This is a genomic window from Spirillospora sp. CA-294931, assembly GCF_050946795.1.
Classification (GTDB): Bacteria; Actinomycetota; Actinomycetes; order Streptosporangiales; family Streptosporangiaceae; genus Spirillospora.
The window spans coordinates 2,479,207-2,495,927 of record NZ_CP192006.1; the positions used below are offsets into that span (position 1 = coordinate 2,479,207).

The 16,721-nt window shown below is 75.4% G+C and carries 2 protein-coding genes; both read left to right on the plus strand.

The window, feature by feature from the left end; genetic code table 11:
- The first annotated feature begins 45 nt into the window (after positions 1–45).
- Positions 46–8,187 carry an SDR family NAD(P)-dependent oxidoreductase gene (locus ACQPY4_RS11445; protein WP_433335339.1) on the plus strand — a complete coding sequence of 2,714 codons (8,142 nt, stop codon included), beginning with the start codon at positions 46–48 and terminating at the stop codon, positions 8,185–8,187.
- Between the two features lie 5 nt (positions 8,188–8,192).
- Entirely contained in the window at positions 8,193–16,706 is an 8,514-nt protein-coding gene (locus tag ACQPY4_RS11450; RefSeq protein ID WP_433335341.1) for a type I polyketide synthase, read from the plus strand.
- Positions 16,707–16,721: the final 15 nt, after the last annotated feature.

Sequence of the window (16,721 nt, forward strand, 5' to 3'; positions counted from 1 at the left end):
CCTCATTCGAACGCCTCTCTGACAGAGGTCGAGGAGAAAACACACGTGGGACAGGAACTCTCTTCGCCATGCCCTGATGACGACCCGATCGTCATCGTCGCGATGGCCTGCCGCTTCCCCGGCGGCGCCGACACCCCCGAGGACCTGTGGCGACTGGTCCGCGACGAAGTGGACGCGGTGGGCCCGCTCCCCTCCGACCGCGGCTGGGACCCGGACGAGCGGTTCGACCCCGACCCGGCGACGTCCGGCACCTTCTACGCCGACCGGGGCGGCTACCTCGACGGCGCCGCCGACTTCGACGCCGCCTTCTTCGGGATCTCGCCGCGCGAGGCGCTGGCGATGGATCCGCAGCAGCGGCTGGTGCTGGAGACCAGCTGGGAGGTGCTCGAACGCGCCGGGATCGACGCGCGCTCGCTGCGTGGCAGCGCCACCGGCGTGTTCGTGGCCGTCAACCGGCCCGACTACGGCCCGGCCTGGCGGGACGCCCCGGAGAGCGTCGAGGGCAACCTGCTCACCGGGACGATCGCCGCCGTGGCGTCGGGACGCGTCTCCTACGCGCTCGGCCTGGAGGGCCCGGCCATCGCCGTCGACACCTCGTGCTCGTCGTCGCTGGTCTCGATGCACCTGGCGGCCCATTCGCTGCGACGGGGCGAGTGCTCGCTGGCGCTGGCGGGCGGGGCGACGGTCATGTCGAGCCCCGACATGCTCGTGGAGTTCAGCCGCAAGCGCGGCCTGTCCGCCGACGGGCGGTGCAAGGCGTTCGCCGAGGCGGCGGACGGAACCGGCTGGAGCGAGGGCGTCGGCGTCGTCCTGCTGGAGCGGCTGTCGGACGCGCGCCGCAACGGCCACCCCGTGCTCGCGGTCTTCCGCGGTTCGGCGATCAACCAGGACGGCGCGAGCAACGGCCTCACCGCGCCGAACGGCCTCGCCCAGCAACGGGTGATCCGCCTGGCGCTGGCCGACGCGGGCCTGACCGCCGCCGACGTGGACGCGGTCGAGGCGCACGGCACCGGAACCCGCCTCGGCGACCCGATCGAGGCCCGGGCGATCATCGCCACGTACGGCCAGGACCGCGAGCGCCCGCTGTGGCTCGGCTCGCTGAAGTCCAACATCGGGCACGCGGTCGCGGCCTCCGGCGTCGGCGGCGTGATCAAGATGGTCATGGCGCTGCGGCACGGGCTGCTGCCCCGCACGCTCCATGTCGACCGTCCGACCTCCGAGGTGGACTGGACGGCCGGCGACGTCCGGCTGCTCACCGAGGCCAGGCCGTGGGAGCGGGCCGGGCGCCCGCGCCGGGCCGGGGTGTCGTCCTTCGGGATCAGCGGGACCAACGCCCACGCCATCATCGAGGAGGCCCCGGCCGCCGACCACGTGGAGGAGCCGCGCGCCGCCGCCGGGCTCCCGATGCCGTGGCTGGTCTCCGGCCGCACACCCGACGCCCTGCGCGCGCAGGCCGCGCGCCTGCTGGCCGCGAACGCCGGGGACGACCCGGCGGACGTCGCCCTGTCCCTGGCGACCGGCCGGGCCGCCTTCGAATGGCGCGCGGCCATCGTGGCCGGCGACCCCGACGAGACGACCCGCGCGCTGAAGGCCCTGGCGGACGGCACCTCCGCCGCCGCGCTGATCCGGGGCGACGGCGCCCCCACGGGACGCTCGGCGTTCCTGTTCACCGGCCAGGGAGCCCAGCGCGCGGGCATGGGAAGCGAGCTGTACGAGCGCTTCCCCGCGTTCGCGCGGGCCTTCGACGCCGCGTGCGCGCATCTCGATCCCGCGCTGCGCGAGGTCGTCTTCGCCGAGGCCGGGTCGGCGGCGGCCGAGCGGCTCGACCAGACCGCCTACACGCAGGCCGCGCTGTTCGCCGTCGAGGTGGCGCTGTTCCGCCTGTTCGAGTCGTGGGGCGTCGTCCCGGACTTCGTGATGGGCCACTCGATCGGCGAGCTGGCCGCCGCGCACGTGTCGGGCGTGCTCTCGCTCGAGGACGCGTGCGCCCTGGTCACGGCCCGGGGCAGGCTCATGCAGGAACTTCCCCCGGGTGGCGCGATGGTCGCGATCCGCGCGACCGAGGACGAGGTCCGCCCGCTGCTGCGCGACGGCGCGGGCATCGCGGCGGTCAACGGCCCGGAGGCCGTGGTGATCTCCGGCGACGAGGACGCCGTGACCGAGGTCGCCGCGCACTTCGCCAAGACCCGCCGGCTGCGCGTCTCGCACGCCTTCCACTCGGCCCGCATGGACGGAATGCTCGACGCGTTCCGCCGCGTCGCCGAGACGCTGACCTACGCCGAGCCCCGCATTCCCGTCGTCTCCAACGTGACGGGCGCGGTCGCGGCGGCCGGTGAGCTCGCCTCGCCGGAGTACTGGGTCCGCCATGTGCGCGAGGCGGTCCGCTTCCACGACGGCGTCCGGGCGCTGCGCGACCTCGGCGTGACGCGCTACGTCGAGCTGGGCCCCGACGGCGTGCTGTCCGGCATGGGACAGGACTGCCTGGACGGCGACGGCGCGACCTTCACCGCCGTCCAGCACCGCGACCGCCCGCAGGCGCGCACGGTCGTCGCCGCGCTGGCCGCGCTGCACGTCCACGGTCTGGACGTCGACTGGACGGCGTTCTTCGCCGGGTCCGGCGCGCGCCGCGTCGACCTGCCCACCTACGCCTTCCAGCGCAAGCGGTTCTGGGCCGGCCAGGACACCGCCCGGCGCGGGGACTCCCCGGCCGACGCGCGGTTCTGGGACGTGGTCGAGTCCGGTGACCTCGCGGCGCTGGGCATCGCCGAGGACGCCGCGCTCCCCGACGTCCTGCCCGCGCTCGCCGGCTGGCGCGAGCGGCACCGGGCGGGCGCGGCCGTCGAACGCTGGCGCTACCGCGTGACCTGGAAACCGGTCGCCATGCCCGAGCGGCCGGAGCTGACCGGTACCTGGCTGGTGACGGGGGCCGTCCCGGACGTCGTCGTGACCGCTCTCGAAAGCCATGGGGCGAACGTCGTCCGCGAACCCGGCGGCGACCTCGCCGGGATTCTGGCCTTCTGCGAGACCTACCAGGACGCGGTGGCGGTCGCCCGGAACGGGATCGACGCGCCCGTGTGGTGCGTGACCCGGAGCGCGGTCTCGGTGGGCGCGTCCGATCGTCTGGAGAACCCGGAGCGGGCCCTGGTCTGGGGCCTCGGCCGGACGGTCGCCCTGGAACAGCCGAAACGCTGGGGCGGCCTGGTCGACCTTCCCGAGGACGTGGACGAGCGGGCGGCCGCCCGTCTCGCCGCCGTCCTGGCCGGACCGGGCGGCGAGGACCAGCTCGCCGTCCGCGACACCGGCGTCCACGCGCGGCGGATCGAACGCGCCCCGCTCGACGGCGCGCCCGCCGCGCCCTGGCGCCCGCGCGGCACGATCCTGATCACCGGCGGCACCGGGGCGCTCGGCGCCGCCGTGGCACGGTGGGCCGCCGCGAACGGCGCGGACCACCTGGTGCTGGCCAGCCGGTCCGGGCACGCGCCGGAACTGGCCGACGAGGTGGCCGCCCTCGGGGCCCGGGTCACCGTCGCCCAATGCGACGTCGCCGACCGCGCGGCGCTGGCGGAGCTGCTCGCCGCGCATCCGCCCGCGGCCGTCGTGCACGCCGCCGGGGTCGCGGGCCGCACCGCGCCGATCACCGAGACCGGTGACGCGGAGCTGGCCGAGGTCGTCCACGGCAAGGTGGCGGGGGCGGCGAACCTGCACGAGCTGCTCGGCGACACCCCGCTGGACGCGTTCGTGCTGTTCTCCTCCATCTCCGGCATCTGGGGGAGCGGCGGCCAGACCGCCTACTCGGCGGGGAACGCCTATCTCGACGCGCTCGCCGAGCACCGGCGGGCGCGCGGCCTGACCGCGACGGCCGTGGCGTGGGGCCCGTGGGGCGAGGGCGGCATGGCCGCCGACCCCGAGGTCGCCGGGCGGCTGCGGCGGCAGGGCCTGGCACCGATGAGCCCCGCCCGCGCGATCGTCGCGCTCGGTCAGGCCCTCGACCACGACGAGACCTGTGTGACCGTGGCCGACGTCGACTGGGGCCGGTTCGCGCCGGGCTTCACCTCCGGACGCCCGAGCGCCCTGCTCGCCGACCTCGACGAGGTGCGCGAGCAGGCCGAGGCCGAGGAGCCCGGCGACGCGCCCGGACGGCTCGCGCTGGCCGGGCTCGCGGACGCCGAACGCACCCGGACGGTGCTTGACGCACTGCGCGCCGAGGCGGCCGTCATCCTCGGCCACGACGGCGCCGAGCAGGTCGAGGCGGACCGCGCCTTCAACGAGCTGGGCCTGGACTCGCTCGGCGCGGTGCAGCTGCGCACCCGGCTCAACGCGCTGACCGGTCTCCGGCTGCCCACCGCCGCGATCTTCGACCACCCGACGCCTGCGGCGCTGGCCGCCTTCGTGTCCGAGCAGGTCGGCGGTCAGAGCGCCGCGACGCGGGCCCCGGCCGCCGCCGGGCCGGTCGGGCTCGACGAGCCGATCGCGATCGTCGGGATGGGCTGCCGCTTCCCCGGCGGGGTCGCCTCGCCGGACGACCTCTGGGACGTGGTCGCCCAGGGCCGCGACGTCATCTCCACCTTCCCCGAAGACCGGGGCTGGGACCTCGAGGCGCTCTACGACCCCGACCCCGGCAGGCGCGGCACGTCCTACACCCGCGAGGGCGGGTTCCTGCACGACGCTGCCCGGTTCGACGCCGCGTTCTTCGGGATCTCGCCGCGCGAGGCGGTCGCGATGGACCCCCAGCAGCGGCTGCTGCTGGAGACGACGTGGGAGGCGTTCGAACGGGCGGGCATCGACCCGCACTCGCTGCGCGGCTCCTCGACCGGCGCGTTCATCGGGAGCAACGTCCAGGACTACGCCAACGTCCTGCGCGACACGTCCGAGAACCTGGAGGGCCATCTCGCGACGGGCACCTCAGGCAGCGTCATCTCCGGCCGCCTTGCCTACTCCTTCGGGCTCGAGGGCCCGGCCGTGTCGGTCGACACCGCGTGCTCGTCGTCGCTGGTTGCGCTGCACCTGGCCGTCCGCGCGCTGCGCGGCGGCGAGTGCTCGCTGGCGCTCGCGGGCGGCGTGGCGGTCCTGACGACGCCCGAGGGGTTCGTGGAGTTCTCGCGCCAGCGCGGGCTCGCGCCCGACGGGCGCGTGAAGGCGTTCGCCGAGGCCGCCGACGGCACCGCCTGGGGCGAGGGCGCCGGAGTCCTGGTGCTGGAGCGGCTGTCGGACGCCCGGCGCAACGGCCGCCGGATCCTCGGGATCGTGCGCGGGACGGCGACCAACCAGGACGGCGCCAGCAACGGGCTGACGGCGCCCAACGGCCTGTCCCAGCGCCGGGTGATCGCCCGCGCCCTGGCCGACGCGGGCCTGCGGCCCGCCGACGTGGACGCCGTCGAGGCGCACGGCACCGGCACGCGGCTCGGCGACCCGATCGAGGCGCAGGCGCTGCTGGCGGCCTACGGGCAGGACCGCGACCGGCCGCTGTGGCTGGGCTCGGTGAAGTCGAACATCGGCCACACCCAGGGTGCCGCCGGAGTGGCGGCCGTGATCAAGATGGTGCTGGCGCTGCGGCACGGCCTGCTGCCCAGGACGCTGCATGTGGACGCCCCGTCCTCGCACGTCGACTGGTCGGCGGGGGAGGTGCGGCTGCTGACCGAGCCCGTGGAGTGGACGGGAGAGAACCGCCGGGCCGGCGTCTCGTCCTTCGGGATGTCGGGCACGAACGCCCACGCCATCATCGAGGGCCCGCCCGAGGCCGAGGAGGAGGCCCCCGGACGGCCCGCGCCGGTGGTTCCGTGGGTGGTCTCCGCCCGTACCGAGCCCGCGCTCGAAGCCCAGCTGACCGCGCTCCGGAACGTTCCCGGACACCCGGCCGACGTGGCCTGGACCCTCGCCAAGGGCCGCGCCGCGTTCGACCACCGAGCCGTGGTCGTGGGCGCGGAGACGGTGACCGGTTCCGCGTCGGGCGAGCCGGGCAAGGTCGCGATGGTGTTCCCGGGCCAGGGTGCGCAGTGGACTGGCATGGCGGTGGAGCTTCTGGAGTCGTCTCCGGTGTTCGCGGAGGCGATGCGGGAGTGCCGTGAGGCTCTGTCGGCTGTCGTCGATTGGGATCTGTTCGAGGTTCTCGATGATGAGGAGGCTCTCGCCCGGGTGGATGTCGTGCAGCCCGCGTTGTGGGCGGTGATGGTGTCGCTGGCGAAGCTGTGGGAGTCGTATGGCGTGCGTCCTGACGCGGTCGTGGGGCATTCGCAGGGTGAGATCGCGGCGGCGTGCGTCGCGGGCGGATTGTCTTTGGACGATGGCGCGAAGGTGGTGGCGCTGCGGGCGAAGCTGATCGCTCGCGAGCTGGCCGGGCGCGGCGGCATGGCGTCGATCCCGCTGCCCGCCGACGAGGTCCGCGAGCGGTTCCCCGATCTCGACGTCGCCGTCGTCAACGGACCGTCGTCCACGGTGGTCGCCGGGACGCCCGAGGCCATCGCCGCACTGGCTGCGGCCGACGACGAGGTGAAGGTCGTCCCGGTCGACTACGCGTCCCACTCGCCGCAGGTCGAGGCGATCGAGGCCGAGCTGCTCGACGTGCTCGCCGGCATCGCACCCCGCGCGGGCGACATCGCGTTCTACTCCAGCCTCACCGGGAAGCGCCACGACACCGCGCTCCTGGACGCCGGGTACTGGTACGCCAACCTGCGGCGGCCCGTCGACTTCGAGGGCGCCGCGCGCTCCCTCGCCGACGACGGGTTCGCGACCTTCGTCGAGGCGAGCCCGCACCCGGTGCTGGCCATCGCGCTGCCGGACGCCGTGGGCACGCTCCGGCGCGGCGAGGGCGGCCTGGACCGCTTCCTGCTGAGCGCCGCCGAGCTGTGGGTGCGCGGCGTCGCGGTCGACTGGAGTCCCGCCGTCGAGGGCGGGCGGCCGGTCGACCTGCCGACCTACCCCTTCCAGCGCGAGCGCTACTGGCCGGGCGCCGCCGCGTCCCGTCCGCTGCTGGACGGCTCGGTCGCGCTGGCCGACGGCGACGGGCTGGTGCTCACCGGCCGGTTGTCCCTGCGCACCCACCCCTGGCTCGCCGGGCACCGGGTCGAGGGAACCGTCCTGCTGCCCGGCACGGCCTTCCTGGAGATGGCGGTCCAGGCCGGTGACCAGGTCGGCTGCGACCGGGTGGACGAGCTGACCATGCAGGCCCCGCTCGCGATCCCCGACACGGGCGGTGTGGCCGTGCAGCTGACGGTCGGCGCGCCCGACGAGACCGGCGCGCGGGCGGTGACCTTCCACGCGCGGGCCGGGGACGAATGGACGCGGCACGCCACCGGAACGCTCGTCCGGGCCGAGCGCGAACCGGTGATCGGGCCCGGGGCGGCCGAGGAGCTGTTCACCGAGGTCGTGCTCCCGGACGACCTGGACGCGGGCCCCTTCGGCCTGCATCCGCTGCTGCTGGACGCGGCGCTGGCGCCGCTGGCGAGCAGCCCGCTCATGGGCGAGGGGCTGCGGCCCTTCTCGTGGAGCGGGGCCGTCCTGCACGCGACCGGCGCCACCCGGCTCCAGGTGCGCCTGGTGCCGCTGGGCGAGAACGAGGTCGCGCTGACGGCGACCGACGGCACGGGCCTGCCGGTCATCTCGGTCGAGTCGCTGGCGCTGCGCCCGGCGGCCCCGGCCGACGCGGCACCGGCGCCGGTCGCCGCCCGTCCGGCCAGGCCGGTGGCGGCGAGCGAGGCCGGGGCCCTGGCCCGCCGCCTCGCGGGCCTGCCCGAGCAGGAACAGGACCGCGTGCTCATCGAGCTGGTCCGCACCCAGGCCGCCGCGGCGCTCGGCCATTCCGGGCCGGGGGACGTGGCCGCCGACACGGCGTTCAAGGATCTGGGCTTCGATTCGCTGATCGCGGTGGAGTTCCGCAACCGCCTCGGCCGCGCGGCCGGGGCGAGGCTGCCCGCCGCGCTGGTGTTCAACCATCCGACCCCGGTCGACGTCGCGCGCAGGCTCCGAGCCGAGCTCGACCTGGACGCGCGGGCCGCCCGGGACGTGCTCACCGACCTCGACCGGCTGGAGTCGGAACTGGCGCGGCTGGGCGACGGCGACCGCACCCGGGTGGCGGGACGGCTGAAAGACCTGCTGCGGACGTGGGGCGCGGCGGGCGACGACGACTTCGATCCGGCCGATGACGACGAGATGTTCGAGCTCATCGAAGCCGAGCTCGGCAAGGGGACGTGAGAGCGATGTCCAACGAGGACAGACTGCGTGAGTACGTCAAGAGGCTCATGAACGACCTGCGGCAGGCGCGCAGGCGCCTGGACGAGGTCGAGGACCGGGCCCGCGAGCCGATCGCGATCACCGCGATGGCCTGCCGGTACCCCGGTGGGGTGCGGACGCCCGAGGACCTGTGGGATCTGGTCGCCGAGGGACGTGACGCCGTCTCGGCCCTGCCGTCCGACCGGGGCTGGGACCTGGATCGGCTGCTCGACCCCGACACGGGCAGGCCCGGCACGACCTCCGCGCGCGGCGGCGGGTTCCTGTACGACGCCGCGGACTTCGACCCGGAGTTCTTCGGGATCTCGCCGCGCGAGGCGGTCGCGATGGACCCGCAGCAGCGGCTGCTGCTGGAGACGTCCTGGGAGGCGTTCGAGCGGGCCGGTCTGGAGCCGTCCGCCCTCAAGGGCACCCGGACCGGCGTGTTCGTCGGCAACATCTACCAGGACTACGCGGCCCGCTTCGGCGTGGTCCCGGCCGAGGCCGAGGGCTATCTGAGCACCGGGACGGCGGGCAGCGTGGTGTCCGGCCGCGTCGCCTACACCTTCGGGCTGGAGGGCCCGGCCGTCACCGTCGACACGGCCTGCTCGTCCTCGCTGGTCGCGCTGCACCTGGCCGTCCGGGCGCTGCGCAACGGCGAATGCTCGCTCGCGCTCGCCGGGGGAGTGGCGGTGATGTCCACGCCGCTGGTCTTCACCGAGTACAGCAGGCAGGGGGCGCTGTCCCCGGACGGGCGATGTCGCGCCTTCGCGGCGGGCGGCAACGGGTTCGGCCTGGCGGAGGGCGCCGGTGTGCTGCTGCTGGAGCGCCTGTCGGACGCCCGGGCCGCCGGACGCCGCGTGCTCGGCCTCGTCCGGGGCACCGCCGTCAACCAGGACGGCGCCAGCAACGGCCTCACCGCGCCCTACGGTCCCTCCCAGGAAGAGGTGATCAAGCAGGCGCTCGCGGACGCCGGTCTGTCCCCCGAGAGCGTGGACGCCGTCGAGGCGCACGGCACCGGCACCAATCTGGGCGACCCGATCGAGGCGCAGGCGCTGATGGACGTCTACGGCGCGAACCGTCCCGAGGGAAGCCCCCTGCGGCTGGGGTCGCTGAAGTCCAACATCGGGCACGCGCAGGCCGCGGCCGGTGTGGGCGGCGTCATCAAGATGGTGATGGCGCTGCGGCACGGGACGCTGCCCCCGACCCTGCACGTGGACGAGCCCAACCCCGGCGTCGACTGGTCGGACGGCACCGTCCGGCTCCTCACCGAGGCCGAGCCCTGGACGGGCACGGAACGCCGGGCGGGCGTGTCGTCGTTCGGTGTCTCCGGCACCAACGCCCACGTGATCGTCGAAGAGCCCCCCGCGACCGAGGAGCCCGCGCCCGGCGCCGCGCCGCCGGTGGTGCCCCTGGTCATGTCGGCCCGTTCCGCCGAGGCCCTGCGCGAGCAGGTGTCCAACGTGGCGGCCCTGACGCACGAGCCGCTCGACACGGCGTGGTCCCTCGTCCACACCCGGGCGAGCTTCGACCATCGCGCCGTGACCCTGTCCACCGGCGGCGAACCGATCCAGGGCCGCGCGACGCCCGACTGCCGCGTCGCGATGGTGTTCCCGGGTCAGGGCGCGCAGTGGTCCGGAATGGCGGTGGAGCTTCTGGAGTCGTCTCCGGTGTTCGCGGAGGCGATGCGGGACTGCGCGGCGTCTCTGGCGCCGGTCGTCGAGTGGGATCTGTTCGAGGTCCTCAGTGACGAGGAGGCTCTCGCCCGGGTGGATGTCGTCCAGCCCGCGTTGTGGGCGGTCATGGTGTCACTCGCGAAGCTGTGGGAGTCGTATGGCGTGCGTCCTGACGCGGTCGTGGGGCATTCCCAGGGTGAGATCGCGGCGGCCTGCGTCGCGGGCGGATTGTCCCTGGGCGACGGCGCGAAGGTGGTGGCGCTGCGGGCGAAGCTGATCGCTCGCGAGCTGGCCGGGCGCGGCGGCATGGCGTCGATCGCCCTGCCCGCCGACGAGATCCGGCTCGGCGGGCTGAGCGTCGCGGCCTACAACGGGCCGCGCTCGACGGTGGTGTCGGGCGCTCCCGAGGAGATCGCCGAGCTGGTGGCGTCCTACCGGGCCGAGGACGTCCAGGCCAGGGTCATCCCGGTCGACTACGCCTCGCACTCGCCGCAGGTCGAGGCGATCGAGGCCGAGCTGCTCGACGTGCTCGCCGGCATCGCCCCGCGCACCGGCGACATCGCGCTCTACTCCAGCCTCACCGGTGAGCGGCACGACACGGCCCTGCTGGACGCGGGCTACTGGTACCGCAACCTGCGCGAGCCGGTCGCCTTCGAGCAGGCGACGCGCGCCCTGACCGACGACGGGTTCACCCTCTTCGTCGAGGCGAGCCCGCACCCCGTGCTGGCCATGGCGCTGCCGGACGCGGTCGGGACCCTCAGACGCGGCGAGGGCGGGCTGGGACGCTTCCTGACCAGCGCCGCCGAAGCCTGGGTGCGCGGTGCCCCGGTCGACTGGAGGCCCGCCGTCGAGGGCGGACGTCCCGTCGACCTGCCCACCTACCCCTTCCAACGACGCCGCTTCTGGCTGGAGGGCACCCGGGACACCCGCCGCGCGACGGAAGACCTCTTCCGCCTGGACTGGACGGACCTGTCCCTCTCCCGAGCCGACGTCGAGGTTCCCGCGGACGTCGTCCGCCAGGACGCCCCGGACACGCTCGACGGCGTCCTGGACCTGGTGAACCGCTGGATCGAGAGCCCCGGTGGCTCCCGGCTGGCCCTGGTGACGCGTGGCGCGGTCGCCGCGATCCCGGGCGAGAGTCCCGACCTGGACGGTGCCGCGCTGTGGGGCCTGGTCAGGTCGGCGCAGTCGGAGCACCCCGGACGGTTCGTCCTGCTCGACACCGACGACGCGGACGCTTCGGCCCGCATGGTCGCGGCGGCCCTGCGATCGGGCGAGCCCCAGGTGGCGCTGCGCGACGGCCGGGCCCTGGTCCCCAGGCTCGCCCCGGTCGACCTGCCCGAGCCCGCCGACTTCTGGACGCCGGACGACACCGTCCTGATCACCGGTGGCACCGGGACGCTCGGCGGCCTGGTCGCCCGGCACCTGGTCACCGAGCACGGCGTGCGGAACCTGGTGCTGGTCGGCAGGAGCGGGCACGCGCCCGACCTGGCGGCGGAGCTGTCCGGGCTCGGCGCGGACGTCACCGTGGCGGCCTGCGACGTCGCCGACCGGGACGCCGTGGCCGCCCTCCTGGCCGCCCATCCGGTGACGGCCGTCGTCCACGCGGCCGGGGTGCTCGACGACGGAATGATCGAGTCGCTGACCCCCGAACGCGTGGCCGCCGTGATGCGCCCGAAGGCCGGGGCCGCGCTCGTCCTGGACGAGCTGACCCGCGACCTCGGGCTGAAGGCGTTCGTGCTGTTCTCCTCGGCCGCCGCGCCCTTCGGCGGCGCGGGCCAGGGCAACTACGCCGCCGCCAACGCGGTGCTGGACGCGCTCGCGCAGCGCCGCCGCGCCGAGGGCCTGCCCGCCACGTCCCTGGCGTGGGGTCTGTGGGCCGAGCGCAGCGGGCTGACCGGCGACCGCGACCTGCGCCGCCTGGAGCGGACGGGGCTGCGGCCGATGCCGTCGCGGCACTGCCTCGGGCTCCTGGACGCGGCCGTGTCGGCCGGGAACGCCGCGCTGGTCCCGGTGCGGCTGGACGGCGCCGCGCTGCGCGAGCAGGCGGCGTCCGGGACGCTGCCGGTGATCCTGGCGGACCTGGTCCCCGCCGAGTCCGCGCCCGCCGTGCCGGGCCGGGCCGGTGACCTCGGCGAGGAGGAGCTTCTCGCCCTCGTCCTGACGCAGGCGGCGGCCATCCTCGGCCACGACTCGGCCGGAGCGGTCGAGGAGACCCGGGCGTTCAACGAGCTGGGGTTCGACTCGCTGACGGCGGTCGAGCTGCGCAACCGCCTGGCCGCCGCGACCGGCAGGACGCTCCCCGCGACGCTGGTGTTCGACCATCCGACGCCGCGAGCCGTGGCCCGTCACCTGGCCGGTGAGTCCGCCGAGCGGCACGGCGCGGCGGCGGTCGCGGTCTCCGATCCGGACGAGCCGATCGCGATCGTGGCGATGGCGTGCCGCCTGCCGGGCGGCGTCGCCTCGCCGGAGGAGCTGTGGCGCCTGCTCGACGAGGGCGGCGACGCGATCTCGGGCTTCCCCGTGGACCGGGGCTGGGACGCCGACGCCCTCTACGACCCCGAGCCAGGCGTCCCCGGGAAGATCTATGTCCGCGAGGGCGGTTTCCTGCACGGCGCCGGAGACTTCGACGCCGGTTTCTTCGGGATCTCGCCGCGCGAGGCCCTGGCGATGGACCCGCAGCAGCGGCTGCTGCTGGAGACGTCTTGGGAGGCCCTCGAACGGGCGGGGATCGACCCGCACTCGCTGCGCGGCAGCGCCACGGGTGTCTTCACCGGCCTGTCGTACCACGACTACGGCACCCTCGCCCATGAGGGCGGTGACGGCTACCTGCTGACCGGCAACGCGGGCAGCGTCGCGTCCGGGCGGGTCTCCTACACGCTGGGCCTGGAGGGCCCGGCCGTCACCGTCGACACCGCGTGCTCGTCGTCGCTGGTGGCCCTGCATCTGGCGGCGCAGTCGCTGCGGCAGGGCGAGTGCGCGCTCGCCCTGGCGGGCGGCGTGACCGTGATGGCGAGCACCGCCACCTTCGTCGAGTTCAGCAGGCAGCGCGGGCTGGCGCCCGACGGCAGGACCAAGGCGTTCGCCGACGCCGCCGACGGGACGACCTGGAGCGAGGGCGTGGGCGTCCTGCTGCTGGAGCGGCTGTCGGACGCGCGCCGCAACGGCCACCCGGTGCTCGCGCTGGTCCGGGGCAGCGCCGTCAACCAGGACGGCGCCAGCAACGGCCTCAGCGCGCCGAACGGGCCGTCGCAGCAGCGGGTGATCCGCCGCGCCCTCGCCGGTGCCGGTCTGACCGGGGCCGACGTGGACGCCGTCGAGGCGCACGGCACGGGCACCCGCCTCGGCGACCCGATCGAGGCGCAGGCCCTGCTGGCGACCTACGGCCAGGACCGCGAGCGCCCGCTGTGGCTCGGCTCGCTGAAGTCCAACCTCGGGCACACCCAGGCCGCCGCCGGGGCGGCCGGCGTGATCAAGATGGTGCTGGCGCTCCGCGAGGGCGTCCTGCCTCGGACGCTGCACGTGGACGCGCCGACGTCCGAGGTCGACTGGTCGGCGGGCGACGTCCGGCTGCTGACCGAGAAGGCCGAGTGGCCCGCGGCGGACCGTCCCCGCCGGGCCGGGGTGTCGGGCTTCGGCATCAGCGGCACCAACGCCCATGTGATCATCGAGGAGGCACCGGCCGGGACGGAACCGCCCCCGTCCGAGCCCGGCGACGCGCTCGTGCCCTGGGTGCTCTCCGCCCGGTCCGAGGCGGCGCTGCGCGACCAGGCCGGACGCCTGGCCGCGCGGCTGCGCGAGGACGACCCACGTCCGGTGGACGCGGCCTGGTCGCTGGCGACTGGCCGGTCCACGCACGAGCACCGCGCGGTCGTGGTCGCCGCCGACACCGGCGAGGCCCTGCGCGCCCTCGGCTCCCTTCCGCTCACCGGCACCGCCGAGCCGCGCGGGCTGGCGTTCATGTTCACCGGCCAGGGCGCGCAGCGCCTCGGCATGGGCCGCGCGCTGGCCGGACGGTTCCCGGTGTTCGACCGGGCCTTCACCGACCTGTGCGCGCGGTTCGACGAGCACCTCGGCCGCTCGCTGAAGGACGTCGTCTGGGACGACGAGGACGCCCTGCACCGGACCGCGTTCACCCAGCCCGCCCTCTTCGCCTTCGAGGTCGCGCTGTTCCGGCTCCTGGAGTCCTGGGGCGTCGTCCCGCACCTGCTGATGGGGCACTCGATCGGCGAGCTGGCCGCCGCGCACGTCGCGGGCGTCCTGTCGGAGGACGACGCCGTCACGCTGGTGGCGGCGCGCGGGCGGCTGATGGGGGAGCTGCCCGAGGGCGGCGCGATGGTCGCGGTCCGCGCGACCGAGGACCAGGTCGCGCCGCTGCTGGGCGACGGCGTGAGCCTCGCGGCCGTCAACGGCCCGGAGTCCGTCGTGCTGTCCGGGGACGAGGCGGCGGTGACCGCCGTCGCGGCGCGCTTCGGCAAGACGCGGCGGCTGACGGTCTCGCACGCCTTCCACTCGTCCCAGATGGACCCGATGCTCGAACGGTTCCGCGCGGTCGCGGAGAAACTGACCTACCGCGCGCCGCGCATCCCCATCGTCACCAACCTCACCGGCGACATCGCCTCGGCGGACGAGCTGTGCTCGGCCGACCACTGGGTCCGGCACGTCCGCGAGGCCGTGCGGTTCCACGACGGGGTCCAGACCCTGGTCGAGCACGGGGCGGCGACGCTCCTGGAGCTGGGGCCGGACGGCGTCCTGTCGGGGATGGCCGAGACGGACCTGGCCCTGCCCGTCGCGACGCTGCGGCGCGACCGGGAGGAGGTGCGGTCCCTGCTCGAAGGCGTCGGCCGCGCCTTCGTCCGGGGAAGCGGCGTCGACTGGGCCGAGGCGTTCGCCGGGCTGGACGCCCGCCGCACCGACCTGCCCACCTACGCCTTCCAGCACCGGCGCTACTGGCCCGAGCCCGCGCCGGTGGCGATCGGGTCCGGCGATCGGTACCGCGTCACGTGGCGGCCGATCGGCGATGTCGCGGCTCCTCGCCTCACCGGCACCTGGCTGGTGCTGGGCGAGACGGGCCTGGCCCGCGAGCTGGAGCGGCACGGCGCCACGGTGATCGAGGCGCCGGCCCACACCGACCGGGAGACGTTCGCCGACCTGATCGCCAAGGCACGGGTCGAGTCGGCCATCGACGGCGTCCTGTCGGAACAGGACCTGCCGGGGACGCTCGCGCTCGTCCAGGCCCTGGGCGACGCCGAGGTCGAGGCCCCGCTGTGGTGCGCGACTCGGGGCGCGGTGTCCGTGGGCGGGTCCGACCCGCTGCGGTCGGTGGAGCAGGCCCCGGTCTGGGGCCTCGGCCGCGTCGTGGGCCTGGAGCACCCGTCCCGCTGGGGCGGGCTGGTCGACCTTCCCGAATCGCTGGACGAGCGGGCCGGGGCCAGGCTCTGCGCCGTCCTGGCGGGCGGGGCCGAGAGCGAGGTGGCCGTGCGGTCCTCGGGCGTCCATGCCCGCAGGCTCGTGCGCTCCCCGGACGTCGGTGCCCCCGAATGGGAGCCGCGGGGCACCGTGCTCATCACCGGCGGGACGGGCGCCTTGGGAGCCCATGTCGCGCGGTGGGCCGCCGCCAACGGAGCGGACCGGCTGGTCCTGACCAGCCGCCGGGGCATGGCGGCGCCCGGCGCAGCCGACCTCGCCGACGAATTGCGAGGCCTGGGCGCCGACGTCGAGGTCGCCGCCTGCGACGCGGCCGACCGGGACGCGCTCGCGCGCCTGCTCCAACGGACCCCGCCGGACGCGGTGATCCACGCGGCGGGCGTGAGCGACGGCGGCGTGCTCTCGCGCATGACCCCGGACGACCTGGAGCGGGTGGCCGCCGCCAAGGTCGCGGGCGCCGTCAACCTGGACGAGCTGCTCGCCGACGCGCCCCTCGACGCGTTCATCCTGTTCTCCTCGATCGCGGGAGTGTGGGGCAACGCGGGCCAGGGCGCGTACGCGGCGGCCAACGCCCACCTCGACGCGCTCGCCCAGGACCGCCGGGCGCGCGGCCTGCCCGCCACCGCGCTCGCCTGGGGTCCCTGGGACGGCGGCGGCATGGCGGACGACCCCGCGCTCAAGGACCGGCTCCGCCGCGACGGCCTCCCGCTGCTGCGTCCCGAACCGGCGATCCGGGCGATGCGCGCGGCCGTGGCGAGCGGCGAGGCGGTCTCGGTCGTCGTGGACGTCGACTGGCCGCGCTTCGTCGCGGCGCTGCCGGCCGGGCGGCCCACGGCGCTGATCGGCGACCTGCCCGAGGTCGCGGCCGCCGTCCGCGACGCCGCGCCCCCGGTCGTCGCCGAGGAGCCGTTGCGGGAGCGCCTGTCGCGGCTGCCCGAGGCCGATCGCGACCGGGCGCTGCTCACCCTGGTGCGCACCGAGGTGGCCGCCGTCCTCGGCCACGAGTCGGCCGACGACGTGGCGCCGTCCCGGGCCTTCACCGATCTCGGCTTCACCTCACTGGGGGCCCTGGAGCTGCGCAACCGGCTCAACCAGGTGACGGGCGAGCGGCTGCCCGCCACGATGATCTTCGATCATCCGACCCCGGCCGGGCTCGCCGCGTTCCTGCGGTCGAGGCTCGTCCCCGCCGGGCCCGCGCCCGTCCCGTCGGTGCTCGCCGGGCTCGACCAGCTGGAGGCGGCGATCAACGCCGCCGCCCCCGACGAGGAGCTGCGGGAGGCGGTCCAGCGACGCCTGCGCGCTCTGCTGCGGGGATTCGGCGACGGCTCCCCGGGCGGCGAGCCCGACGACGCGAGCGACGAGGAGCTGTTCGAGTTCCTCGACGAGTTCGACATCGCGTGACCCCTCCACCGTCCT

Coding starts and splice junctions, on each gene's coding strand:
- ACQPY4_RS11450 (WP_433335341.1), top strand. CDS start 8,193: ATGTCCAACGAGGACAGACTGCGTGAGTACGTCAAGAGGCTCATGAAC.